Source organism: Wolbachia endosymbiont (group A) of Gastracanthus pulcherrimus, assembly GCF_964028265.1.
Classification (GTDB): Bacteria; Pseudomonadota; Alphaproteobacteria; order Rickettsiales; family Anaplasmataceae; genus Wolbachia; species Wolbachia pipientis.
The window spans coordinates 937889-963831 of record NZ_OZ034763.1; the positions used below are offsets into that span (position 1 = coordinate 937889).

The 25943-nt window shown below is 35.9% G+C and carries 22 protein-coding genes and 1 pseudogene; 11 read left to right on the top strand and 12 right to left on the bottom strand.

What is annotated here, in order from left to right:
* The first annotated feature begins 28 nt into the window (after positions 1 to 28).
* From ABWU47_RS04885 to ABWU47_RS04900, 4 genes are all read left to right on the top strand, one after another.
* On the top strand, positions 29 to 1234 hold the full coding sequence (locus ABWU47_RS04885; protein WP_410530077.1) for an MFS transporter: 1206 nt from the start codon (positions 29 to 31) through the stop codon (positions 1232 to 1234).
* Positions 1235 to 1394: 160 nt separating this feature from the next.
* Entirely contained in the window at positions 1395 to 1547 is a 153-nt protein-coding gene (locus ABWU47_RS04890) for a hypothetical protein (RefSeq protein ID WP_353285604.1), read from the top strand.
* Positions 1532 to 1861 carry a transposase gene (locus ABWU47_RS04895; protein WP_007548762.1) on the top strand — a complete coding sequence of 110 codons (330 nt, stop codon included), beginning with the start codon at positions 1532 to 1534 and terminating at the stop codon, positions 1859 to 1861. Before ABWU47_RS04890 ends, ABWU47_RS04895 begins: the two co-directional genes overlap by 16 nt.
* Positions 1845 to 2411, top strand: a complete 567-nt coding sequence (locus tag ABWU47_RS04900; protein ID WP_353285605.1) for a transposase — start codon at positions 1845 to 1847, stop codon at positions 2409 to 2411. The genes ABWU47_RS04895 and ABWU47_RS04900 overlap by 17 nt, the downstream gene beginning before the upstream one ends.
* Before the next feature lie 2 nt (positions 2412 to 2413).
* On the opposite strand, the gene ABWU47_RS04905 is transcribed toward ABWU47_RS04900, so the two are convergent.
* The 7 genes from ABWU47_RS04905 to ABWU47_RS04935 form a co-directional block, all read right to left on the bottom strand.
* Positions 2414 to 3198, bottom strand: a protein-coding gene (locus ABWU47_RS04905) for an IS5 family transposase (RefSeq protein WP_238513981.1) whose coding sequence is annotated in 2 segments (ribosomal slippage) — positions 2414 to 2877 and positions 2877 to 3198 — 786 coding nt in all. Because the reading frame shifts where the segments join, the coding sequence is not laid out codon by codon here.
* 180 nt (positions 3199 to 3378) lie between these two features.
* The gene (locus ABWU47_RS04910) at positions 3379 to 4347 is read right to left on the bottom strand and encodes an IS110 family transposase (RefSeq protein ID WP_077190114.1); all 969 of its coding nucleotides are present in this window, start codon (positions 4345 to 4347) and stop codon (positions 3379 to 3381) included.
* Positions 4348 to 4762: 415 nt separating this feature from the next.
* Positions 4763 to 5173 (bottom strand): nucleoside deaminase, encoded by a 411-nt coding sequence (locus ABWU47_RS04915; RefSeq protein WP_077188051.1) that lies wholly within the window; start codon positions 5171 to 5173, stop codon positions 4763 to 4765.
* A 25-nt stretch (positions 5174 to 5198) separates the two neighbouring features.
* Positions 5199 to 6803: a CTP synthase gene (locus tag ABWU47_RS04920; protein ID WP_077188050.1), complete on the bottom strand. Its 1605-nt coding sequence runs from the start codon at positions 6801 to 6803 to the stop codon at positions 5199 to 5201.
* Entirely contained in the window at positions 6803 to 7123 is a 321-nt protein-coding gene (secG, locus tag ABWU47_RS04925; RefSeq protein WP_010962615.1) for a preprotein translocase subunit SecG, read from the bottom strand. The genes ABWU47_RS04920 and secG overlap by 1 nt, the downstream gene beginning before the upstream one ends.
* 94 nt (positions 7124 to 7217) lie before the next feature.
* Positions 7218 to 8229 (bottom strand): IS630 family transposase gene (locus tag ABWU47_RS04930; protein WP_410530061.1). Its coding sequence is split into 2 segments (ribosomal slippage): positions 7218 to 7748 and positions 7750 to 8229, totalling 1011 coding nucleotides; the frame shifts between segments, so codons are not numbered across the junction.
* A gap of 109 nt (positions 8230 to 8338) precedes the next feature.
* A protein-coding gene (locus ABWU47_RS04935) for an IS5 family transposase (RefSeq protein WP_238513981.1) occupies positions 8339 to 9123 on the bottom strand; the annotation gives its coding sequence in 2 pieces (ribosomal slippage) (positions 8339 to 8802 and positions 8802 to 9123; 786 coding nt in all).
* A gap of 260 nt (positions 9124 to 9383) precedes the next feature.
* Between ABWU47_RS04935 and mtaB the strand changes: the two genes are divergently transcribed.
* Both mtaB and ABWU47_RS04945 read left to right on the top strand, forming a co-directional pair.
* Positions 9384 to 10610 carry a tRNA (N(6)-L-threonylcarbamoyladenosine(37)-C(2))-methylthiotransferase MtaB gene (gene mtaB, locus ABWU47_RS04940; protein ID WP_077188084.1) on the top strand — a complete coding sequence of 409 codons (1227 nt, stop codon included), beginning with the start codon at positions 9384 to 9386 and terminating at the stop codon, positions 10608 to 10610.
* Between the two features lie 66 nt (positions 10611 to 10676).
* Positions 10677 to 11615 (top strand): P44/Msp2 family outer membrane protein, encoded by a 939-nt coding sequence (locus ABWU47_RS04945; protein WP_049973647.1) that lies wholly within the window; start codon positions 10677 to 10679, stop codon positions 11613 to 11615.
* Positions 11616 to 11622: 7 nt separating this feature from the next.
* On the opposite strand, the gene ABWU47_RS04950 is transcribed toward ABWU47_RS04945, so the two are convergent.
* The 3 genes from ABWU47_RS04950 to ABWU47_RS04960 all read right to left on the bottom strand — a co-directional run bounded on the left by ABWU47_RS04950 (position 11623) and on the right by ABWU47_RS04960 (position 16050).
* Positions 11623 to 13110 (bottom strand): type II secretion system protein GspD, encoded by a 1488-nt coding sequence (locus tag ABWU47_RS04950; RefSeq protein WP_077188083.1) that lies wholly within the window; start codon positions 13108 to 13110, stop codon positions 11623 to 11625.
* 134 nt (positions 13111 to 13244) lie between these two features.
* Positions 13245 to 14609 carry an ankyrin repeat domain-containing protein gene (locus tag ABWU47_RS04955; protein ID WP_006280021.1) on the bottom strand — a complete coding sequence of 455 codons (1365 nt, stop codon included), beginning with the start codon at positions 14607 to 14609 and terminating at the stop codon, positions 13245 to 13247.
* Between the two features lie 766 nt (positions 14610 to 15375).
* Positions 15376 to 16050: a septal ring lytic transglycosylase RlpA family protein gene (locus tag ABWU47_RS04960; RefSeq protein WP_006280020.1), complete on the bottom strand. Its 675-nt coding sequence runs from the start codon at positions 16048 to 16050 to the stop codon at positions 15376 to 15378.
* Between the two features lie 26 nt (positions 16051 to 16076).
* Here ABWU47_RS04960 and murC point away from each other — a divergent pair, with 26 nt between their 5' ends.
* From murC to fumC, 5 genes and pseudogenes are all read left to right on the top strand, one after another.
* On the top strand, positions 16077 to 17591 hold the full coding sequence (murC, locus tag ABWU47_RS04965) for a UDP-N-acetylmuramate--L-alanine ligase (RefSeq protein WP_077188082.1): 1515 nt from the start codon (positions 16077 to 16079) through the stop codon (positions 17589 to 17591).
* Positions 17592 to 17784: 193 nt separating this feature from the next.
* Positions 17785 to 17901 (top strand): annotated as a pseudogene (locus tag ABWU47_RS07110) (WPE palindromic element domain-containing protein); the annotation flags it as partial.
* A 128-nt stretch (positions 17902 to 18029) separates the two neighbouring features.
* On the top strand, positions 18030 to 19304 hold the full coding sequence (eno, locus tag ABWU47_RS04975) for a phosphopyruvate hydratase (RefSeq protein WP_006280017.1): 1275 nt from the start codon (positions 18030 to 18032) through the stop codon (positions 19302 to 19304).
* A complete protein-coding gene (cgtA, locus tag ABWU47_RS04980; protein ID WP_006280016.1) occupies positions 19292 to 20314 on the top strand; it encodes an Obg family GTPase CgtA in 1023 nt (340 codons plus the stop codon). The genes eno and cgtA overlap by 13 nt, the downstream gene beginning before the upstream one ends.
* Before the next feature lie 392 nt (positions 20315 to 20706).
* The gene (fumC, locus tag ABWU47_RS04985; protein WP_077188081.1) at positions 20707 to 22101 is read left to right on the top strand and encodes a class II fumarate hydratase; all 1395 of its coding nucleotides are present in this window, start codon (positions 20707 to 20709) and stop codon (positions 22099 to 22101) included.
* A gap of 183 nt (positions 22102 to 22284) precedes the next feature.
* On the opposite strand, the gene ABWU47_RS04990 is transcribed toward fumC, so the two are convergent.
* On the bottom strand, positions 22285 to 23667 hold the full coding sequence (locus tag ABWU47_RS04990) for an IS66-like element ISWen3 family transposase (protein ID WP_353285606.1): 1383 nt from the start codon (positions 23665 to 23667) through the stop codon (positions 22285 to 22287).
* A 447-nt stretch (positions 23668 to 24114) separates the two neighbouring features.
* A complete protein-coding gene (locus ABWU47_RS04995; protein ID WP_077188080.1) occupies positions 24115 to 25410 on the bottom strand; it encodes a Na+/H+ antiporter NhaC family protein in 1296 nt (431 codons plus the stop codon).
* Positions 25411 to 25943 lie beyond the last annotated feature (533 nt).

Consider the following 25943-nt stretch of genomic DNA (forward strand, 5'->3'; position numbering starts at 1 on the left):
CTGCAGAATCGCAATATGGTATGACTACATGCTTTTTATTGATTTGATTAACATAATCAGCAGAGAGTTTTGTTTTGCAAAAGATGTCTACAGTAACATACTGCAATTATTTGGAATTGTAGGGCTAGGTGCAATTGTAAGGCCACTTGGTGCATTCATATTTGGTCACGTTGGTGACAGGTATGGAAGGAGGATAGCATTAATAATTACTATCTTGCTAATATCGATACCATCAAGTCTCATTGCATTTATTCCAAGTCACAATCAAGTAGGTATAATTTCTACTATATTGCTTCTTGCAATCCATATAACACAAGGAATTGCACTTGGTGGTGAACAAGGAAGTTCTGTTTATCTTATAGAGCATTTATCCAGTAGGAAAGAGAACTTAGGGATGTATTTTGGAATGATGGGTTTTGGTCGCTCCATTGGCGTCTTGCTTTCTGCGGTGATAGTGATTATCTGCAAAAAAACTACTGATTTTTGTACCTGGGGTTGGAGATTGCCATTTATTTTCTCAGCTATTTTAGGATTAATTAGCGCGTATAGCATATACACATTGGGAGAAACTCCAGCATATGAAAAAAATCGAAAACAAAGAAATTTATCTGATTTGCCAATAATAGAGCTTATAAAACGCCACAAGAGAGCTCTTATACTTGCTATTTTAATATCTGTACCTGTTAATGTTGCTGTTGGATTTACCATATTTCTTCGAACTCTCGCAAAGGAAATAGCATCAGTGGATGTTTATGTAACAACATATATCAACGAAATTGTATTGATTATAACCAGTGTATTAATGCCGATATCTTCAATAGCGTTTGGAATGTTGGCTGATAAAGTTGGAAAAGAGCGCACTGCAATCTTATTTATAGCAATTACAATGGCACTGTGTTGTCCTGCGTTATCTATTGCATATTACCATAAAAATTATCTTGTGATTGCGTTGAGCGTAATGGTTCTCTCTATAATAGAAAGGGGTATAGTTCCCATAGGAATAGTTGCATCTGAACTCTTTCCTACCAATGTTAGATTTAGTGGTGTGAGCTTATCACGCAATATCTCTTATGCGTTACATGGAGGATTTACTCCTATGGTTTGTATTTGGTTGACTGTAACATTTCCTCAAACAAACCTTGCTGCTGGGCTTTATATAGTCTTCTGCTTGTTGATCAGTGTGGTAGCAATATTGCAAATAAAACCGCAAGATAAGAAATTTGATTGGTCTTAGTTTTCTCCTATGTGATTTGATAGACCGGGAAAGGGTTTCATCTAAGTAGCTGACACCCTGACAACCGTCATCCCGCTGCTTGTTAGCGGGATCTAGAGATACCGTGACGGTATGACGTAGGACTGCTGTCATTCCAGTCTGAAATCCAGAGAAAAGGATGATGTCATCCCAGTGTCCCTGTAATGTCATTCCAGTGCTTGACACTGGAATGGCTTTGTTGCATCGCTCAAGTGAAAAGAACTGGCAGTTACTGACAAAATTCATTATAAATAGCGATTTAACTGTTGAAGAAAAAATATGCCACAAAAAATGAGGGTCAGTAACCATAGCGAATATAACAAATTTCTAGAAAAAAGAGGAAATATTTTTCATTATATCAACGAAGCCATAGAAAAGTGGTACGAGAATGGTCCAAAAATACCAGGTGGCAACAATATTTATAGCGATAAAGTTGTAATTTTGGTGCACATAATAACTTGTTTATTTAGAATAGGCCTGAGGCAAACAGTTGGGTTTATAGCAGGATACCTTGAGCAAATTGGGAAAAATTTGCAAGTTATCAGCTATTCACAATCATCAAGAAGGTTTAAGAAACTCAATATTAAGATCAATGATTGCAGAAAATAATATGGAAGATATCGAAATTGCTATAGACAGTACAGGAATTAGTATATACAACAACACTCCTGGTCATAGCAAAGAAAATAGCGAAGATAGAAAGTATCGCAGCTATGAACAGACAAGAAAATTGCATGTAATGTTGAATACAAACAGCAAAAAAGCCATAGCTGTAAAATACAGTAACGGTGTCTACTCTGATCACTATGGAGCTTGTGATTTGCTAAAAGAAGTCGATTTTCAGTATGTCATAAAAGTACTATATGCAGATAGGGCATATGACAGAGAAAAGCTCTATAAGCTGTGTAATCAATATGGTATAAAAACGAAAATTCCTCCGAAAAACAACGCAGCAGAGCATCCAAAGTTAGACTATATGGCTGAGAGAAATTCTGCAGTCAAGCTCATAAAGTCATATGATGAAGATGGTATAAAGAAGTGGAAAAAAGAGATGAGTTATGGAAAAAGATCTTATATAGAAGGTTTTTTCTCGCGATTAAAAAAGACATTTGGATTTAGTTTTAGGAACAAATCTGAGAGGTTGTCCGGAAACAAGTAAATTCAAGCATATTCCCTCTTTAACATAACCCTACTCATAGCTAGGTATATGAAATTCTCAGTGGATGTTGTGAGTAAATCATACTCCTTCGATAGCCTTCTATTCCTATTAACCCAAGCAAAAGTCCTTTCTACAACCCATCTTCTTGGCTGTACTTTAAACCCTTGTTCTCTTGTTGGTAGTAGCTCAGGTGGCGTATCTTTGTGCACCCAAAATCTACATGGAGGCCTTGTAACAATTTCAATATCTATGTCATATTCTTCCTTTATGTGATTCTTTAAATTTCTTCCTTGGTATCCCATGTCAGCCCACATTTTTTTAACTTTAGTATATTTTGTTCTCATATTGTTTAATGCTATTTTAATACCATCTCTATCATTTTCGTTAGCAGCGCCTACGTAACAACCTAGTATAAAACCCTGAGTGTCTGTAATTATATGCCTTTTTCTACCCTTTACTTTTTTACTTCCATCATAGCCTTTGATCCCCCCTTTTCTGTAGTCTTTACAGATTGACTATCTACTATACAGGCACTCGGCTGCTCATTCCTTCCTATTTTTCTTCTACTATATTTTGTAATTTCATAATTCATTTTCTCAAAAATTCCCTGCTTCTTCCATTGCCTGAACTGCTCATACACAGTCTTCCATAGCGGAAAATCATTTGGTAAATACCGCCATTGACACCCTGTACGCAATACATAGAAAATTGCTTCTAATATTTCTCTTTTGCTATACTTTGGCGGCCTTCCTCCTTTCTTGTATGATACTCTGAAGTGTTTTTCTATTCTTGCCTATTCCCTTTCGCTTAGATCTGTTGGATACTTTTTTCTCATCTTTACCCCGTACTAAAATTTCAGATATTATAGCCTTTTACTTGTTTCCGGACAACCTCTAAGCAAAGGAGTGATACTGTGTCTGAGTGAAAATCGTTGAGATCCCAGATACTGTCTCTGCTGTCAAACAAATTATCCAACAAAATTACAATTAAATGGTTGATTATTTTTAAGAATACCAAAAAAGACATGCATTAATTTTCGCATTAACGCAAGAACTATGACTTTTGGACATTTGCCTTTACTTGCTAGACGCTGACAAAACTTTTGAAAATGATTATTATGGTTTTTGACTACTATAGCTGGCATATAAAGAGCTTTTCGAATACGCTCAGATCCTATTTTGCATATGCAACTTCTCTTACTTACTGACGATCCCGATTGATAATGTCCTGGATTTAGACCAGCAAAAGCTGTAAATTGTTTAGCATTGTCAAAGTTATCAACTGATGGCATTTCTGCGACAACAGCAACAGCAGTAAGATATCCTATACCTTTTATAGTCTTAAGGTTTTCCACCATATTTTTTAGATGTGGATAGTTATTTATATGCTCATTAATTTCTTTTTCGAGAACAATAATTTGCTCCTCTATTGCCAAAATTACTTTAGATATAGCTTCTTTGCAACTGGAATGCATATTTTTGTTTTCCAAGCGATTTGTCTGTTGCACCTTATCATCTTTTAGCGATTGCATGCAACGGTAAAGCTCCCTCAAATGCCTCATTTCAGGTGTAATGGGCTTCCAAAGAGCAGGTTTGTTGGCGATACAAAATCTAGCTATCATAGCTGCATCTGATTTATCTGTCTTATTTCTGAGCAGCTCACTTTTGCCAAAAGCTTTGATTTGGGCTGGGTTTACTATACTGACATTATGTCCTAAATCGTGCATAAAAGTAGCCAAATCTTCTCCATACCAACTAGTTGCTTCAAGACATAAATGAGTAAGATTTGCTCCATGGCCATTGCACCAAACTACAAGTTTTGCAAAACCATCTTGATTATTTTGAAAGACTTTGTGTCGTTTTTTACTGTCCACTAACAAACAAACATCAAATTTCTTTTTTGAAATATCCACACCCAAAATAGCATTTACTTGCATAAAATTGCCTCCAAGACTATAAATAAACTGAGAGTTTAGACTAACCTTGTAATACGGGATATAATTCCAAAAGATACTGTTCAGTCTTTAACTCTATGGGAGGGAAGCAAAATCTGGGATTCGGCCTTAATGGCATTAGTGTCGCATCAGCTTCACCCTCCCTGTGAGGTATTTTAGCTCTAATGCCTCACATCATAAAGATACAAGTGTCTAGGCACTGGGATGACAAAGGAGGGCAGTGTCAGCTACTCGGATGACACCCTGCTGGTGGACAATGTTTGTATAGTTGTGCGTCACGCGCTGGAATGACGAATTACTTAACCGCCATACCGTCACGGTATCTCCTAGCATAGATCCCGCTAACACGTAGCGGGATGACGATTTTGTATCGGAAAACAAGTAGCATGACGATTTATCAAATGTTCCTTAGTTTCTCAAAAAAATCCTTTAACAAAAAAGAGCATTCTGTTTCTAATATTCCACCATAAACTTCAGGTATATGGCTGCAAAATTGAAATATCTTAGCACCATTTTCAATTCCTCCACCTTTTGGATTATAAGCTCCAAAGTACAATCGTTTAATTCTGGCAAAGGAAATAGCTTGAGCACACATCGGACATGGTTCTAATGTTACGTACATATCAGCATCACAAAGCGTGGAAGTTGAAAATGCTTGTCTGATCGCTAACATCTCTGCATGTGCAGTTGGATCGTTAGATATATTGTGTGCAGAAGAAATGATATTGTCTCCACTCACTATTACAGCACCTATGGGCACCTCATCATTTTTTTGAGCGAGTTTGGCTTGCTCTATGGCAAGCTCCATATATTGATACTTAAACACTAGGCACTTATTTCTTATCAATTGCTGCTTTAACGAACGACACGAAAAGAGAATGAGGAGAAAACGGCTTTGATTGAAATTCTGGATGAAACTGCACACCAATAAACCACGGATGACTCTCTAACTCCACTGCCTCTATGCACGTTCCATCTTCTGATATGCCACTGCATAGCAGCCCATTTTTTTCCAAATCATCTTTATAATCTGAATTGATTATGTATCTATGCCTGTGTCTTTCTGAAATAGTAGTGTTACTATATGCATCCATCATTTTAGAGTTTGCATTTATATTACATTTGTATGCCCCAAGTCTCATGGTTCCACCAAGATCGTCATCTTGATCGCCAGCTAACTTAACGATTGGATGTTTACAGTTACGAAATTCTTCAGAGTGTGCATCTTCAAGCTTAACAACATTACGAGCAAATTCAATAATTGCAAGCTGCATACCAAGGCAAATTCCGAAAAATGGGATATTATTTGTACGGGCATAATTTATTGCTAATATTTTACCCTCTACTCCGTCATCACCAAACCCCCCTGGAACAAGGATTGCATGAGAATTCTGTAATTTCTCTCCTATAAGTTTTTCATTTATAGGTTTTTCTTCCTTCTCTCTTGAGTTAACCCAATTTATCTTTACTTTGACTTTATTACTAATCGCACCATGATTTAATGCTTCAATCAGTGATTTGTATGCATCAGGGAATTCGGTGTATTTTCCCACTATAGATACAGTAACTTCCTGTGTTGGGTGCCTTATGGAATGCACTATTTGATCCCATTCAGTCAAGCTTGGTTTTGGCTTACTTAAATGAAAGTGCTCCAAAATTTGCGTATCAAGCCCACATTGGCTATACAACACCGGTAACTCATATATATGACTCACATCAGGGGCAGGTATTACATTGGATAAAGAAACATTGCAAAGCTTAGCTATTTTCTCTCTTTGATTATCGAAAATTTCTTTCTCACTGCGGCATAATATAATATCTGGTTGTAACCCCGCGGAATTTAACTCTCGAACTGAATGCTGCGTTGGTTTTGTCTTTAATTCTTGCGCTGCGGTAAGATATGGTATTAAAGTTAAGTGAATCAGGATAACTCTTTGTTTTCCTAATGTGTAGTTAACTTGGCGTATAGCCTCCAAAAATGGTTGGCTTTCAATGTCACCTACAGTTCCGCCTATTTCACATATTACAAAATCTAAACCTTCCGTACCATTAAAAATGAACGATTTGATCAAATCTGTCACATGAGGAATGACTTGCACAGTTTTGCCCAGATAATCACCACGCCTCTCTTTCTTCAATAACTCATGATATATCTTACCAGTTGTTATATTGTCATCTTTTGTTGCTTTAATTCCAGTAAAACGCTCATAATGCCCAAGATCCAAATCAGTTTCAGCACCATCTTCGGTAACAAATACCTCTCCGTGCTGAGTTGGGTTCATTGTCCCAGGATCAATGTTGAGATACGGGTCAAGTTTTCTGATACGGATCTTAAAACCGTGAGCTTGAAGAAGCGCACCAACGCTTGAAGCAACTAAGCCTTTACCAAGCGACGATACAACTCCACCTGTAACAAAGATAAATTTAGCTTCCTTCATTAATTTTCAAATGGAACAGAAGTAGGTTCACTTTCTTGCTTTTTTTCTAATATAATTTTCTCTGCAATCGATTTTTTATGTACGTCTTTTGAATATAATCCTGACAATAGCAATGTGTTTATAATAAACAATCCAGCAACAATAGCCGTTATTCTGCTGAGCGGGTTTTCAGAAGATTTCACCGGAATCATCGAATTGACCCCCTGTTGTGTATTACTAAAACCACTTAATGAACTACTCCCAGGTGGCTGCAAGAGCACTAAAATTACTAACACAACAACCAATATTATTTGAAATATACTTAATACCGCTACTGACATTATAGATAGGGCTGAAAATAAAAATCTTAGCAGTACAAAGCACGTAAGTCAAGAACATCTGTCACCCAAATAACTTGAAATCTAATACCAATTCTCATTGTTGTCCAGTCAAATAGGAAACATTGCAGAGTTGTTTAATTGTGGAGCTGGCAAGAGAAGTAATAAATTTGCACAAAGCACCCTCAAGTAGAGCAATTGTATCGTATATTTTATTGCGCAAAATGTTCTGTTTTATATATAACCAAAGCCTCTCAACAGGATTTAGCTCAGGTGAGTATGGAGGTAGGTATATAATGTCGATATTTTTAGGTACCTTTAAATTTTTTGACCTATGCCAACTAGCACAGTCCATAACGAGAAAAGCCTCTCGTGTTTCTAGATATTGCGAAATTTGCTCAAGAAATATGTTCATGCAATCAGTGTTGACATTTGGTGCAAATAAGCTAGAACTCTCTCCATTTCTAGGATTAACTGCACTATAGAGATAGAAATTTTGCCTACCTAATTTTGTTTTAACCTGTGTTCTAATCCCCTTTTTAAACCACCCATGTCCAACTTTTGAATGTGTGCCAAACCGTGATTCATCAAAGAAAAATAGCTCTTTTTCTGGATACTTGCTAATAGCTCAATTGAGATTTTTTTTTGAATTCCTCTTGTTTGCTTTTATCTTGTCCATTATGAACTGGTCTTGGTGTAATATATGAGAATTTCATCTTTTGCATATGGCGGTGTACTGTAGATTTGCTGATATTTAATCCGAACTTTTCCTGGATTCTTATTCTCATTTCTTTAATGGTGATATTAGGATTTTCTTCTATCCACTCTTCAATTTGCTGTAGTTGAGCCTGATTTAATTTAGTTTTTCTACGACGTTGTGAAGGAGCAAACAGTTTTTCTTCTCTGCCAATTTTCAAGAGTTTTACCCACGAAGTTAGTGCGCTTCTTGAAATGCAATATATTTTTGCTACAGCCGTTATACTGTACTTTTTTGCTGCAATTACAGCATTTAGTTTTTTTGAAACATATGCATTATTCCTTACTTTCTTCAGCATTTCTTTTGCTGATTCTACTACTTTTTCATCCAATAATTTTGATCTTAATGCCATTTAAACCTCGCTATTTTACTTACTTCAGTATGGCTTTTCTTCCATCATTGTCCATCTGTTTGCCCTGTAATGGGAATTGGTATAAGAGGTTGTCCGGAAACAAGTAAATTCAAGCATATTCCCTCTTTAACATAACCCTACTCATAGCTAGGTATATGAAATTCTCAGTGGATGTTGTGAGTAAATCATACTCCTTCGATAGCCTTCTATTCCTATTAACCCAAGCAAAAGTCCTTTCTACAACCCATCTTCTTGGCTGTACTTTAAACCCTTGTTCTCTTGTTGGTAGTAGCTCAGGTGGCGTATCTTTGTGCACCCAAAATCTACATGGAGGCCTTGTAACAATTTCAATATCTATGTCATATTCTTCCTTTATGTGATTCTTTAAATTTCTTCCTTGGTATCCCATGTCAGCCCACATTTTTTTAACTTTAGTATATTTTGTTCTCATATTGTTTAATGCTATTTTAATACCATCTCTATCATTTTCGTTAGCAGCGCCTACGTAACAACCTAGTATAAAACCCTGAGTGTCTGTAATTATATGCCTTTTTCTACCCTTTACTTTTTTACTTCCATCATAGCCTTTGATCCCCCCTTTTCTGTAGTCTTTACAGATTGACTATCTACTATACAGGCACTCGGCTGCTCATTCCTTCCTATTTTTCTTCTACTATATTTTGTAATTTCATAATTCATTTTCTCAAAAATTCCCTGCTTCTTCCATTGCCTGAACTGCTCATACACAGTCTTCCATAGCGGAAAATCATTTGGTAAATACCGCCATTGACACCCTGTACGCAATACATAGAAAATTGCTTCTAATATTTCTCTTTTGCTATACTTTGGCGGCCTTCCTCCTTTCTTGTATGATACTCTGAAGTGTTTTTCTATTCTTGCCTATTCCCTTTCGCTTAGATCTGTTGGATACTTTTTTCTCATCTTTACCCCGTACTAAAATTTCAGATATTATAGCCTTTTACTTGTTTCCGGACAACCTCTAAGCAAAGGAGTGATACTGTGTCTGAGTGAAAATCGTTGAGATCCCAGTGTCTGCTGCTTGCATAGCATTTATTTACAAAAAAATAGTCATGCAAGAGACTTTGCTTGGATATTTGATATAATTTAGGTCTATTAAAGCAAAAAATACTAACATGAATGAAGTGATAACATTTGGTTGTCGTCTAAATTTTTACGAGAGCGAGTTAATCAAAGAAGCATTAAAAAAAGCAAAGAGAGAAAATGTTGTTGTGGTGCATAGCTGTGCAGTGACAAACGAAGCAGAACGTCAGGTAAAGCAAAAGATACGTAAGATTTACAAAAATGATCCAAATAAAGAAATTATCGTAGTTGGTTGTGCTGTTCAGTTGGATCCAGAAGTTTACAGTAGCATTCCTGGTGTAAGTAAAGTGCTCGGTAATCAAGATAAGCTAAAAGCTGAAAATTACTTACTAAATGACGATAAAATCTTGGTCAGTGATAACCAAGTAGAACCTGTTCTAATTAATGGATTTGAAGATAAGTCAAGGGCATTTATTGAAATTCAAAATGGTTGTAATCATAGCTGCACATTTTGTTCAATTACTGAGGCAAGAGGGAATAATCGATCTGTGCCAATAAACAGTATTATAGAGCAAATCAGGATCTTTGTAGAAAATGGATATCAAGAAGTAGTGTTTACAGGGGTTGATATTACTGACTTTGGTACAGATTTGTTGGGTAAGCCATCACTTGGTTCAATGATTAGGAGAGTTTTAAAGGATATACCAGAGTTGAAGAGGCTAAGACTTTCCTCTATCGATGTTGCTGAAGTTGACGACGAATTAATGGATTTAATAGCTAATGAGTCAAGACTTATGCCTCATTTACATTTGAGTTTACAATCTGGTAATAATTTAATACTAAAGAGAATGAAGCGTCGTCACAACAGAGAACAAGTGATAGAATTTTGTCATAAAATGAAGAGCTTGAGGCCTAATATAGCATTTGGCGCTGATATTATTGCTGGATTTCCAACAGAAACTGATGAAATGTTTCAGGATACAGTTGATTTACTGAAAAAAACAAATATAGTTTACCTACATGCTTTTCCATATTCAGAGCGGAAAAATACACCTGCTGCACGAATGCCACAAGTACCAGAGAATGTGCGTAAAGAACGAGTAAAAAATTTAAGAGAAGTAAATAAAGAAATTATGAGCAGTTTTTGTCAATCCTTGATCAACACTAAGCAAAGTGTTCTGGTTGAGCAAAATAATGTCGGTAGAGCAGAAAATTTTGCATTAATAAAGCTTGAATCAAGAGCGCAAGCTAAAAGTATTGTGAAAGTTAATGTTACAGGCGTAGAGAATAATTATTTAATTGGAAATACTCTTTCTTAATTTTTGTACATTAAAGAAATATATGATATGATGGTTATACTATAAATGGTAATTATGTGTTCATTTGTGATAACTAAAAGATCTATTACTTTATTTTTGATTTTAATTTCATGTGTCTATTTTTTTATTACTTATATCGGTAATTATGTACACGTTGAACAAGTTATTGGAACACAACTCTTAAAACTAGAAACGGACAATAATGAAGATGTAATGCATTCTAAAGAGGTTACTGAAAAAGAAGTACTAACAGAGGATTTAAAATATCAAGAACCTGAAAATAGTCCTATTGAACAACCTTCTATTCTCCAAGTAGCTGATCAGAAAAATATGTGGTCACGTATTGCAGATCAAGCTGAGCCTACAAAAGAAAAATCAAAAAAACTTGATTTTTATGTTAGCGCTAACGGTGGTAAGGTATACCATGATAATTCAGAAACATTTGTAAAGGGTATAAAGGCAATAGGGGAGAGAGTCCTAACTTTAGTTGAAAGTCATTATGGTTTTATAATAAAAAATATAGTGGCAGATGAAATTAAAAGTATACAGCAATTTGATGGTAAAATTGATTTCCAGTGGTTTAGCAGCATGTCTTTAGGTTACTATGCTGGAGAAAATGGTAAAATTGATTTTGAAGCCGCGTATTCTATAGCCAATATTGAAGATAGTAATTCTCCTCCGGTATTTGATAAATCAGCAAGTATATTTGCGTTTTTGTTAAACTTCTATTATAATCCCAGCGTTCAGGATACACAATTTGCTCCGTACATCGGTCTTGGTATAGGACCAACAGTTTTTAGATTAAAAAGGATTAATGGGTCACCCCAAAATTCAATGCCACTGAATGTTCCTTGGTTTGCTTATCAAATAAAACTTGGTGTTGATTATTCAATAATCCCAGAAATCAAAACCTTTCTCGGCTATCGTTACTTTAGCGTTCCGATACCTGTTGCAGATGACATATCTACTCACAATATTGAAGTTGGTTTGATATTTAATTTTTAGTGATAATTTAATATATATATAAATTCTTATCTTTTCTATCTAACAAACCAAATGTTGGTACGATTGTTGCTTTTAAAAAAATGACAGTTTCTACTGTTCTAATATTATTCGCTAGCCTTTTTGATTTCTGATGCAATAAGCTTTGCTTATCTTCTCTATGTTCTATAAGCCCGCCGATTACCATAATTTCACCGCTCTTAATTTTTAACATAGAGTTCATTTCTCTGATTTCAACAATTGGAATGTCGCTATTTAATTTCATTTTACTCTGCTGTGCGACGTACTCTATATCTGGATCTTTAGTGTAGCCGTTAATTCTTGATAAAGTTGGATGTATATCCATGAATATTTCACTAGTATCAATGTTAATGCTTGGGTGGATTATTAGCACAACACCTATTGGGACGCTATTCATCTTGGTAATTAAGGTCTGATTAGAGTTTCTAGTATCTTTTTGTATATCGGAGGTAAAATAAATATGGTTTTTAGTAAATGAAATCATCGCTTGCTGATTATTTATAGCATGTACTCTGGGGCTTGAAATTACAGTTGAAGTGCCAAATTTGTCTAAATTTTTTACTAAATCTCCTAGATCATTTGCACCAAAGTTCATTGCTAGGTTAATAATGGAGTTATCTTGATTTATTATAGACTTAGTTCCATCTTGTAAGTCATTTAAGTTCATACCAGAAAGGTATTTGTCATCTAGCACAACTTCAACTATTTTTGCCTCTATCATTACTTGAGAAGACGCTAACTTCTTAACCTTATTAATATATTCTTCAACAGCTTTGTGGACATCTTTTCTAGCATTCAAAATAATAACACCAGCTTCTCTGTTGGATGAAAGGAATTCGCCATCATCCACCCCGTTAACATCCATTATTGCATTCAAGCCTTTTTCTAATGAATTCCATAAGTCACTACTGTATTGAGACTTCATAACATTGTTATAGTCCCTATCAACGTTACTTCCATCACTGTTAGTAATATTGTTATTAATAACGAAACTGCTTTGAGCAGAATGTTGAATATTGATGAAGTCTACGTAATAATTTTGTGCGTATGGCAAGTCCTGCTCAATTCTAATTACACCATTACTTGTTGAGTAACGCAGTTTGGCGCTATTTGCTATACTCTGAATTACTTCGTTTATATCCTTATCTTTTAGCTTTAAAATAATATTACCTGATATTTTTGGGTCCATATCCAAGTTAACGTCAGAAAGTTTTCCTATCTCAATCAGCAAATCCTTTACTGATACTTCTTCACTAACATTAATAGAAATAAGCTGATTACTGATTGTGAGATCGGGAAACTCTATTGGTAAAGGCATAATTTCTGGTATTGCCGGTTCATTAATCTCCAAAGAGGTGTTATATTGTTGCAACGGATAATCGTGCTTATAATTGTCTATGTTAATAGGATATTGCTTGGTAGGTAGATGTGTGCAAGAAATAATGAAGAGGAGTATTAAGCATTTAAAAATAGCCATTAGAACAGCATACAAAATCTATACTAATAGATTTCTATAAAAATATTAAAAATGTATTTAATCTCATTTTCATCGAGCAGATAATTGTCGTGTATTAGCTTTGGCTATTTATTTTTTGTATACTCTTCTTGTACTTAAATGTAGACCAGCATAGCCCTAATTTTTTTATATATTTTACTTCTTTCTCTGTATTTAATAATAGGCTTGAAAATAAATGGTAAGCCTATAATTGTTAAGCTTAGAGCTAGGGTTGAAAGTATACAACAGGCTTTGTGTTTACTATGTAGCTCTTTCAGGTAAAGCATCAAAAATCTACAAAATTTTTTGTAATTTTCTTCGATGTTTTTTTTGCTATGAGCCTTGCTAATGAACATATCTATTGCGGTATGACCGTTATTGCACTTAATGTTAAGGTCTGCACCTTTTTCTGTTAACAACTGAGCTATATCAAAATAATCCTTTTGAACAGCAAGATGTAGAGGTGCAAAACCTTGTTGCTCACAAATGTTCATATTGGCTCTAACTTCCAATAACATTTTCACAATTTGTGTATGGCCTTTTTTAACTGCGAGTAGCAAGGGAGTTCTGTTACATTTAGTAACAGCATTAATGTTTACCTTAAGCCTCAATAAGAGCTTAACTGTTTTAGTGTTACCATTATGGCTAGCTTTATGCAGCCTGGCGTTGCCATTAAAATCTTGATCATTTGCATCTATTCCTTTTGATACAAGAAATGTTACCATTTTTCTATTATTATGCTCAATAGCGCAATCTAATGCATCAAAACCATGGTTATTTTTTGTGCAAAAAAACTCTTTAAGTTTAATTTTATCGTTACTTGCTTGCTGTTTTTTTGCAATAAGCTTTACTATTTGCATTTTGTTGTTATACGCTGCTAGGAAAAGCGTAGTGTTATTTTCTGCATCTTTGGCTTCTATATTTGCACCTTTCTTTATCAGATATTCTATAATTTCTGCTCTGCTGTCATAATGTGCGGTGCATTGATAAATGGTTAAAAACAAAGGAGTACGAAAATTGTTATCTTCACATTCGAGATTTGCTCCGCTATCAATTAAAATTTGAACACTTTTTTTAGAACCGTATAGTGAAGCTATATGAAGAGGAGTATAGCCCTCTTTGACATCTTTTTCATTAATTTTTGCGCCTTTTATTATCAAAAAATCTATTAATTCCGTGTCATCTTGTAGTGCAGCAAGGTGCAGTGGAGTGAATCCATTTTTATCCTTGGAATTAATTGTCAGTTGGTTAACAAAAAGTTTAGCAACTTTCTTGTGTCCATGCATAATGGCGTAATGCAGAGGGTTTCTATTTTCGTTGTCTACGACATTGAAATCAGCTTCGTGCTCTAGTAATGACTTTACTCCAACTAAATCGCCTTCTTTTGTGAACTTATGCAAGAGAGTGATTCCACTTGCATCTTTTGAGTTAATATCAAATCCATTTTCTACTAATTGGTTTATATCTTCCTCACGCGCCATATCACTTAAATCTCTAATTAAACTCTTTTCGCGTTAATAATACTCCTACTTGATTAAGTTTAAATGAATCTGTGAGAAATGGCTAGTGCATTCTTGCATAACAAACTTTTGGCAGCGCATTGGATGAAACGAAAAACTTACTTGACAAACTCCGCCAGCCCTCTTATCATGAAACTGAAGCTATTTATTTATCTTCGCAATCTCTGCAGTGGATTAATGACAAAAAACTTAATGTATTTGGCGTAAATCATGCTTAATTTTTTGCACTATGTGCACCTCATGTCTTTATAAAACTTTTAGGTTTCTACCTATACAAGCCGAAACGCGCTTATAAAGTGTTTAAGACAGTAAAAGACGTCAAATAGACAAGGGAGAATTTGAATACTAGCTACCCTAGGGTTTCTTTGCCTTTTTTTTTATTTGGTAAATTTCTTAACATTTGCAGCTAAACGACAACTGTCATCCCTGTAAAGGTCAAGTATCCCGCTACTTGTTAGCGGGATCTAGAGATACCGTGACGGTATGACGTAGGATTGCTGTCATTTCGCTACTTGTTAGCGGCTGAGATACCGCGAATAAATCGCGGTATGACGGTTAGCGGTGGCGTGACGATAAGCTCGTCATTCCGCTACGTGTTAGCGGCTAAGAGATATCGCGGTGGTATAGCTATAAATTGTTGATATCTTTTTTATATCACATTTTTAACTTACAATAGTTAGCCAGCGTTCCTTACATTAACCAAATCTTTCAAATTCTGCACTCACCACTACCTATAACTCACTTTCACGCAATATTGATCGTTCTTAAAAAGCAATCTAACATTTTTTATTCCTTGATTGCGAAGCTTTGATGCAGCTGACTTAGCAGCCTGAGCACTTTTAAAAAATGCAACATATCCCTTACTTTCTGCATTGTCTTGTTTTGGGTGACGTTTCTGTATTTCTTTTTCATACTGCTTTCTATAATGAGGAGTATTTTGTATCAATTGTTCTGACATCTTTCTTAGGTATTGAACTTTTACTTTTGCAAGCCCAGATTTATGAAATCCTAAGACTTGAGCTGCTTTTTCTGATAAGTCTATTATTCTGCCTTCAATAAAAGGCCCTCTATCGTTAACCCTTGTAACAAGCTTTCTTCCATTTTCTAAATTAGTGACAAGAACAAAGCAGGGTAAGGGCAAAGTCTTATGCGCTGCAGAGATCAAGTGACGGTTAAACGCTTCACCATTTGCTGTAAGTGTGCCATGATCTTCTATTCCATACCACGATGCTATCCCTATCTCTTCATAGTGTTTACAGTTTTTTGGATAATAAGTTATACCATTTATTGTGTAGCTGCTGCCAATTTTATAATGACCTGCAGTGCAGTTAAACCTGTTGCTAACACTGCAGCTACTTATCAAAACAAATATTAGGCATAGAAAGGTTAGGTTTTTTATCATTGTATTCGGTAAGAGGGTTCGATACTATGAGGATTTTAAATTATACTATAATAAATTTAGTAATGAGTAAACATCTACTGCTAAATATTAACAAAACTCAAAAAGGAATAATACATATTATTGGTATAGGTGGAATCGGAATGAGCGCTATTGCTGAAATTCTTCACAATTCCAATTACAAAGTTCAAGGCAGTGATGCACAATCAAACAACAATATAAATAAGTTACAAAAGCTAGGTGTAGAGGTTTATATTGGTCACAATGCTAATAATATAAGCCAAGCTCAAATAGTTGTACATTCTTCTGCAATAGAATCTGATAATGTGGAGTTAATTGCGGCAAAAAATAACAATAAAACCGTTTTGCATAGATCAGACATACTTGCTGAAATTATGAAAGGTAAATATGTGATAGCGGTTTCAGGTTCAAGCGGAAAGACAACAACAACGGCTATGATTGCTTCCATTTTTGATCATTCTAATATTGATGCAACTGTAATTGTAGGAGGAATACTAAATTCGTATCAGAGTAATTCAAAACTTGGAAAGAGTGACACTTTTCTGATCGAGGCTGATGAGTCTGATGGAACTATGCTAAAAATCCCTGCAAAGATTGCTGTCATAACAAGTATCAACAATGACCACATAGATTATTACGGCACATTTGATAATATCAAAAATGCATTTTCCCAATTCGTGAATAATGCAGGTTCTGCAGTTTTACCTGATTCTGTAGACATCGATTATGATGCGAGTAATTCTATAACGTTTGGGTTTGAGAATGGTAGCATAAGAGCCAGCAACATTAAACAGCATGCTAACAGCATAGAATTTGACGTGTTGAACAACTGGATTCCAGCATCAGCTACTTGCATGACAAAAAAGCAGGTGTCATCCCATCACCCTCTGTCATCCCAGTGCGTGACACTGGGATCCAGCCCTTTAAAAAACATAGTACTATCAAACGCAATAGGTATTCACAAAGTAAGCAACGCCTTGGCTGCAATATCAGTTGCGATAAAACTCGGGATTAGCGATGCAGATATTAAAAAAGGCCTTTTGGAATTTCAAGGAGTAGCAAGAAGATTCTCTTTGATTGCCAATATTAAAGGTGTTAAGTTAATTGAGGATTATGCCCATCATCCAAATGAAATATATGCAACTTTAACGGCTGCACGTTCGATTACTAAAGGAAAAGTAATAGGAATTATCGAACCACTTCGTTTTGCTCGCATTCGTAATTTTTTTGATGAATTCATACGAATTTTCATGATGTTTGATTATGTCATCCTTACTCCTGTTCATCCTCCAGAAGATAAGCCCATTCCTGGTTGTGGAATTGATGATATACAAAAAGCTTTAATCAGTAATGGATTTAATAACACAAAAATTATGAATGATGCTTTGCTCATTTCACATTTTATTAGTGATTCGACAAGTCCAGGTGATATAGTATTATTTATTGGTGCTGGTAGTAATATAGCTAAATTGGCAAAGGAAGCTGCAAAGCTCATAGCAGAAACTATACAAACATCTAGTTAAACGATAGAATAAATGCAAGTACTGGTGTCATGCAAACTGGAATCTAGTCAATTGTATATATGGAAAATGAATTTAATTGAGAAAAAGAATCCGGACTGGGAGGATTTATATGATAAAATTGTGTAATAAGGCTGGATCCCAGTGTCGAAGCACACAACTGTACGAACGTTGTGATATGGGGGTAACTTCCACTAAGAATGATGTCATCCCAGTGCCCAGACACTGGGATCCAGAAAACTTAATCGTAAATGAGCACACCAGGTGGCTGTATAGTAAAAGCTGGATTCCAGTGTCAGCTACTTGCATGACACCATCCGCTACTCAAATTACCTGTATATTGCAATGTTCATACACTGAAATGTTACAGCGCTGGGATAACATCTTCCGAGACAGAACGTTCCGTGCACACAATTGTGAATCTAGTAAAGGGTTAATGTAATGAATAAGATAATCAACAATGTATTTGCAAGAGAAATTTTAGATAGCAGGGGTTACCCTACTGTTGAGGTGGAAATTGAACTCTGTGATGGAGTAATAGGTAGAGCATCTGTACCTTCTGGAGCTTCAACTGGTAAATTAGAAGCCTTGGAACTCAGGGACCAAGATGAGAAAAGGTATTGTGGTAAGGGAGTGCTGAAAGCTGTTCAAGCTGTAAATGGGATAATAGCAGATGAAATCTTTGGAATGAATGCAGCGGACCAAAATGCAATTGATAAAGCATTAATTGAACTGGATGGAACAAAAAATAAATCTAAACTTGGAGCAAATGCAACTTTGGGTGTGTCTCTTGCGGTTGCAAAAGCAGCAGCAAACAGCTTCAATATGCCGCTCTACAGATATTTGGGAGGAGAGCAGATGAGTGTTATGCCGGTTCCACTCATTAACATAATTAATGGTGGAGTACATGCAGACAATAAGCTCGATTTCCAAGAATTCATGATTCTTCCGGTCGGGGCTGAGACTTTCAGTGAAGCAATCAGAATGTCTGCGGAGGTGTTCCACAACTTACGTAGCATTCTTAAGAAAAAAGGTTATAGCACAAACGTAGGAGATGAAGGTGGTTTTGCACCAAATATTGAAAGTACTGAAGAAGCACTTGACTTGATCATATACGCTATAGAATCAGCAGGTTATTCAGCGCAAAGTGATTTTGCACTAGGCCTTGATGTTGCTTCATCTACTTTTTATGAAGATGGAATTTACAAATTTGAACACAGAGATCTTACTTCAGAAGAGTTGACTGAATATTATTGTAATCTTGTGGAAAGATATCCAATAATTTCTATAGAAGATGCAATGAGTGAAGACGACTATGAAGGTTGGAAATTACTTACTGCAAAATTGGGGAGTAAAATTCAATTGGTTGGGGATGATTTGTTTGTTACAAATTGTGAACTGATATGCAAAGGAATAGAGGAAAAAATGGCAAATGCTGTACTGATCAAGCCAAATCAAATAGGGACGTTAACAGAAACTTTTGCTGCTATTGAAATGGCAAAATCAAATGGCTATAAAGCTGTTATTTCTCATCGCTCAGGTGAAACAGAAGACACAACAATATCCCACATAGCAGTTGCATCAAATTGCGGGCAAATAAAAACCGGGTCGCTATCGCGTTCTGATAGACTCGCGAAGTATAACGAGCTAATCAGAATAGAAAGCGCATTAGGAAAGGATGCTAAATATTATCGTGGGTTAGCATGGGTTTTATAGACGAAGTAAAATTGTGTTTAAAAGCTGGTGACGGTGGTGATGGCTGTGCAAGTTTTCGTCGAGAAAAGTTCGTTGAATTTGGTGGTCCAAATGGTGGTAATGGAGGAAAGGGTGGAAACATAGTTTTCATCAGCGACGCTAATCTCAACACTTTGCTTCATTTTCGTTATAGAAGACACATTAAAGCAGATAGTGGAAAAAATGGTGCAGGCAGGGATAGATCTGGCACAGCAGGGAAAGACGTTATACTTAAAGTTCCAGTCGGTGCACAAATAATTGATGAAGAAAGTGAAGAGATAATAGTAGACCTTGACAAGCCTGGTATGGAATTTCAAGTAGCACAGGGTGGAAAAGGTGGACTTGGAAATACTAATTTTAAATCTTCTACTAATAAGGCACCAAGACATTTTACTTACGGTCAGCCTGGCGAAGAAAAACATGTATTATTAAAACTAAAAGTTTTATCAGATGTTGGAATTATTGGCATGCCAAACGCAGGTAAATCAAAATTTTTGACTCGCTGCTCAAATTCCGATACAAAAGTAGGCGATTATCCATTTACCACCGTAAGACCTCATTTAGGCATGGTAAAAGTGGATGATAGCGAAGTTGTAATAGCAGATATTCCTGGAATAATTACTGATGCTCACCTTGGAGTTGGGCTCGGGCATAAATTTTTAAAGCACATAGAAAGGTGTCAAATTTTACTTCATTTAATCGATGTAACTCACGATGACGTTGTTTCGGCTTATAGTTGTATCCATAATGAATTGGAACTTTACAATAGTGATCTTGTTGAAAAAGAAGAGATTGTAGTATTAAACAAATGCGACTTATTGAGGGAAGCAGAAATTCTGGAAAAGAAGAATCACCTAGCTAATTATCTCAATAAAGAAGTGCTGTGCTTATCAATTAATGGTGATTTACAGCCTATTTTAAGATTATTAAGTGAAAAATTGAAAAAGAGTAATTCTAAGGAAATCGATGTATATGATCCTTTTAAAGCGTAAATTTTCTATTTATGGATGTACAAGAATGGTAGCGTGCAACCAGAACTAAGCGTACAGCTGTGCAAACATCGTGATTTGAGTCCACCAGAAGGGTGTCATCCCAGTGCCCAGACACTGGGATCCAGGAATTTTATTAAGTTGGTAAGCATAAAAGTAGCCGTTTTATGTTAAAATACAACGTTTTGATGATTATGAAAAGGCTGGATTCCAGACTGGAATGACACCATCATAAAGTGAATCAGTGTCAGCTACTTGCATCTACCATGCAAGTTACCTGAAAATTGCAATGTTCGTACACTTGACTACTTGGATCTAGTATGATTTAATTAACCAAGAAGTAGGCATGAAAAAATTATGTAGTGAACCAGTTTGCATAACACCAGGAGGAAAATATGGATAGAAAGACGAGAATAGAATCAGACAGCTTAGGGGAAGTAAAAGTACCAAGTGAACATTACTGGGGAGCGCAGACTCAGCGTTCTTTAGAAAATTTTAAGATTGGCACAGAAAAAATGCCAGAGCCTCTGATTAAAGCATTAGCAATAGTAAAACTTGCAGCAGCGCGTGTTAATATGAAACATGGTGTTATAGATGATAGGGTAGGGGACGCAATTTGCACAGCCGCGAGGGAAGTAATAGATGGCAAATTTAATAATGAATTTCCGCTTGTTGTTTGGCAAACCGGATCCGGAACGCAGACTAATATGAATATGAATGAAGTGATCAGCAATCGTGCAATAGAGATTTTAGGTGGTAATTTGGGTAGTAAATCTCCAATACATCCAAATGATCATGTGAATTATGGTCAGTCGTCAAATGACACCTTTCCAACAGCAATGCATATAGCAGCAGCAGACCAGATAAACCGCTTGCTTATTCCAAATCTTGAAAAATTGCATAAGGTGCTGGATAATAAGGTTCAGGAATTTAAAGATATAATAAAAGTAGGACGTACTCATCTGCAAGATGCAACGCCCCTAACACTAGGACAGGAGTTCTCTGGCTATGCAGTCCAGATTAAAAAGGGGATAGAGAGAGTAAAATCAACTTTAAGTGATATATATGAGCTTGCACAAGGTGGCACTGCAGTTGGCACGGGACTCAATACTAAAAAGGGTTTTGCTGAAGATTTTTCAAGCCAAGTTGCAGAAATTACTAACCTTCCATTTACTTCAGCAGGCAATAAATTTGAAGCGCTAGCAGCAAATGATGCTTTAGTTGAGCTCAGTGGAACACTCAATACAGTAGCAGTCAGTTTAATGAAAATTGCAAATGATATAAGGTTGCTTGGTTCTGGTCCAAGATGCGGAATTGGGGAAATAATGTTACCGGAAAATGAGCCTGGTTCTTCAATTATGCCAGGTAAAGTGAATCCAACTCAGTGTGAAGCGGTGACTATGGTATGCACTCAAGTTATGGGAAATCATGTTGCTGTAACCATTAGTGGTTCAAACGGTCATTTTGAATTGAATGTGTTTAAGCCAGTGATAATTTACAATGTTTTGCAGTCTATAAGACTTTTAGCTGACGCAAGTTTAAATTTTACAGAAAAATGTGTAGTTGGTATTAAAGCAAATGAAGAGAGGATAAAAGATTTACTGAATCAGTCGTTGATGTTGGTCACTATATTAAATACGCATATAGGGTACGACAATGCAGCAAAAATAGCGAAGCTTGCTTATAAAGAAAATATCACTCTAAAAGAAGCAGCAGCAAAACTTCAACTGCTCACTGAGGAAGAGTTTGAAAGGATAGTGAAACCAGAAGAAATGGTAAATTATTTGTAACCGCTCACACTTAATTCTTCAATCTCACTAATAGAAAGGCCAGTAAACTTGACAATAGTGTTAACATCAACATTATTATCTTGCTTTGTCTACCTTATTTTGCCGCTCCCCTGAACGGATACGGTTTAAGACATAAGATCCTTTTTCATAGCTATACTACGTGTATCCGTTCAGGAGAGTGGTTTAAGAAACAATAGATAGGAGATTTTGGAAAGGATTGAGACCCCTTTGTTTCCAAATTAAGTATAATGAAATTATCCGCTCAAGGAATGTATTTCCCCGCTTTGATTGTGTAAAATATGAGTTTTTGCGATAAACGACATAATGCCGAATTTGCCGTTCAGCGTGGTTATTTGTCAGCGGAATATTTTCTGGGTCATCTAAAAATTTCCACATCATTCTTTCAGATCTCAGAACATTTTTTGCAACTCGAGAGGCTCCAATTGCTTCAGGTAAACGAGATATCTCCTTCAAGTAATACTTTGTACGTTTTCTTAATTTTCTGGCACGTCTGACAAACCTCAAAACATCTATCTCACTTTTTAGTAAAGCTTTTTTTAGTGCAAATAATTCAGTGGCCACGTTTCTCAAGTAACAACCCAGAACTTTAACTTCAATATTCCAACTATGTGCTAATCTTTCAAAATCTCTTGATAAATGTGCCCAACAGATTTGCCTGTTTTTATCGGCAAAATAATTGTATGCTGCATACCTGTCAGTTATTACCAAGCTATTGCGATTGCAGAATTTACTATTTTGTAAAACTTTCATTCCTCTTGACTCTGTAAATTTTACAAAACTTGCCGTATTGCTTGCAAACATCCAACACCAAGCGAGTTTACCTTTGTTATAATGGCTCGTTTCATCAATATGTAGAACTTTACTCCTACTTATCTCTTGTTCGATCTGCTCATACATTTTTTTGCATTTTGAAGCAACTCTATGTTCACTATTTGATATGCTACCGACGCTTATGTTCAAATTGAAGATATCATTTACGACACTCGCTATTTCGCGTTTTGAATTTTTGTAGAATCCGCTGAACGCTGCAATTATTGACTTAACCCTTGGACCAAATGTATTTGGCGTAACACCTTCCGGTAACTTGCTACTTCTTCTCTTTCCGCATCTCCGACAACGGCCATGTTCTAACTGATATTCCACTACATAAGGCTTGATTTCTGGAAGATCAACTTTCTGATGAATATATGGTTTTTCACATATTGCAATTTCTCCTCCGCATTCGCAAGTATTAGGCAACTCTATCTTTACTACTTTATCTGCATCCATGTTGGCGCGAAAACTTCCTTTATGACCAACCTGACCGCCAATATTCCTTTCGCTTTTCGGCTTATTCTTTTTTATTTTATACAACTCTTTGGAACTTGGTATTGATGAATTTTTTGAGCTTAAACCGAGTCTTTCTCTTAACTCAGCATTTTCTATCTTTAAAGCCTTATTTTCTGCTTTTAAACTTTCATTCTCTTTTTCCAATCTTTCTACTTTTGCTTCTAACCTTTCTATTTTTTGCTGTAAATTTTTGCAAAGTTCTAAAAGGTTTACCATATTATTTCACTTTTGCTCTATGATTATCTTTTTAGATCACCTTGTCTACCTTATTCTGCCACTCCGCTTAACGGATACGATTTAGCTGCTTTTAACTTGCAACTAACCTACACCGCAAGTGTTTAAGAAATTTACTAAGCAGGAAAAAAGGCAAAGAAACCCCGTAGTAGCTAGCATTCAAATTCTCCCTTGTCAATTTGACGTTTTTTGCTGTCTTAAACGCTTTGTAAGCGCGTTTCGGCTTATATAGATAAAAACCTAAAAATTTTTAAAGACATGCGATGCACGTAGTGCGAAAAATTAAACATGAGACGCCAAATACCCTAAGTTTTTTGTCATTAACCTGCACAGATTGCGAAGATAAATAAATAGCTTCAGTTTCATGATAAGGTGGTTGGCGAAGGGTGTCAAGTAATTCCGTTCCTTATGGGTAAAAAAAGAGAAACTCTAAGTTGCAGCCGCACAATGTTTCTCTTTTCTGCTGTTGATGATTATTTCGCCTATTGTAACTGCCGCTAGAATAAAGCAATAATATACCTGTGTTAATAAAGAAATAGGTGATACAAAAGCTATACTCCCTGCTAGCAATAGTTGGGAACCATAAGGTAAGATACCTTTTGTAGCACAAGCAAAAACATCTAATAAGTATGCGCTGCGATGTGGCGCAATACTGTGTTTTTGTGCAAGCCTTTTTGCAATGCCACCACTTAGTAAAATAGCAATGGTATTATTGGCAACTAAGGTAGTAAACATAGACGCAATTCCTGCTATCACAAATTCAGCTTTAGTTTTTGTGATATTGCTTTCATCGATGAGTTTATGCAACGCTTTTTGACCTTGCTTGTACATTATATGGCTCAATCCACCGATAAATAGAGCAAATATCACTATTTCGTTTACTTTTTTGAAACCGTCATACACGTCATGAGGAAATTGAATGATAGCATAGTCAAAAAAAGTTATTCCTAGCACACCAGCAATAATTATGTTTATAGTTATTGTTACTAAAGTGGCGACTTCAAGCAGCCCCATGATTATTAAAGAAATGTAAGGAATAATTTTTATTATAGAATAATAATCTAAATTTGATATAGAAATAATTTTTGTACTATTTGAGGCAACTGCTAGGTAGATGAGTGTTATAATGCTGGCAATAAGTGCAACTTTAGAGTTCATTTTAAGTTTATCTTTTGCTGAAGCTTCCTGTGAAGAAACAGATGCAATGGTGGTATCAGATATCATCGAAAGGTTATCGCCAAACACGGCACCACCTACTACAGTTGCAGTTCCTATTTCGAGACCAAAAGCTCCACTTTTTGCCAGATTAACAGCTATAGGTACCATCAGCGCAACAACTCCCATAGATGTGCCAATTGCAGTTGAAATAAAAGCAGAAGCCAAAAATACTCCAGGCAGCAGTAATCTTGCTGGAAGGAAATTAAGAATTAAATTAGCAATAGTGTCTGCGCTACCGATTGATTGAGTCACCGCAGAAAATGCTCCAGAAAATAAAAAAATTAAACACATAGTAAGGGTGTTTTTGTCACCCATGCCCTTGATAACAGTATCGATGTTATGCTGAATTTTATTTGTACCACGTGAGACAGCAAAAAATAGTGCTGGTAATAAGCAGATTACTGGTGAAACCTGATGAAGTGGATTATCAGTTCCGATAAAAGAAAAATAAGCACCACTTCCAAGATACAAGATTAAAAAAATAATCAAGGGGACAAAAGCTGTCATTTTACTGTACCTAAACTTATAACTATAACTAATTAAGTGGTTTTAAGCAAGTTTGGTTTTCACTAGTTCTACAGGAAGTCAATAGCAGAGTTTTAAACTTCATATTTAATCTACTAAATAAATAGCACATGTAGCTTATTGCTTGACAATAGGATCTAATTGTTGTCTAGATTCCAGCATCACGCGCACAACTGTACGAACATTTGTTTGCGAAGAAATGTTATAGCTGGTTTTGCTTCAAACACAAAGATATCATCCGAGTAGCTGAATACTTGGATCCAGAAAATTTTGCTGCGAGTAAGCAAATTTGTTTGGTGAGCATAGAAAGTGGAATGTGTAAGCGCAGCCTCAACAGGTTGTCATCCAAGTAGCTGACTACTTGGATCCAGCTGAGTTGGTGAGTATAAAAGTATAGCTAACGCGAGCTCTACGTCATACCGCCGCAGAATAATTAACCGTCATACCGCGATTCATTCGCAGTATCCCTTCGCGGTATCCCTTAGCCGCTAACAAGCAGCGGGATGACGAGCTTA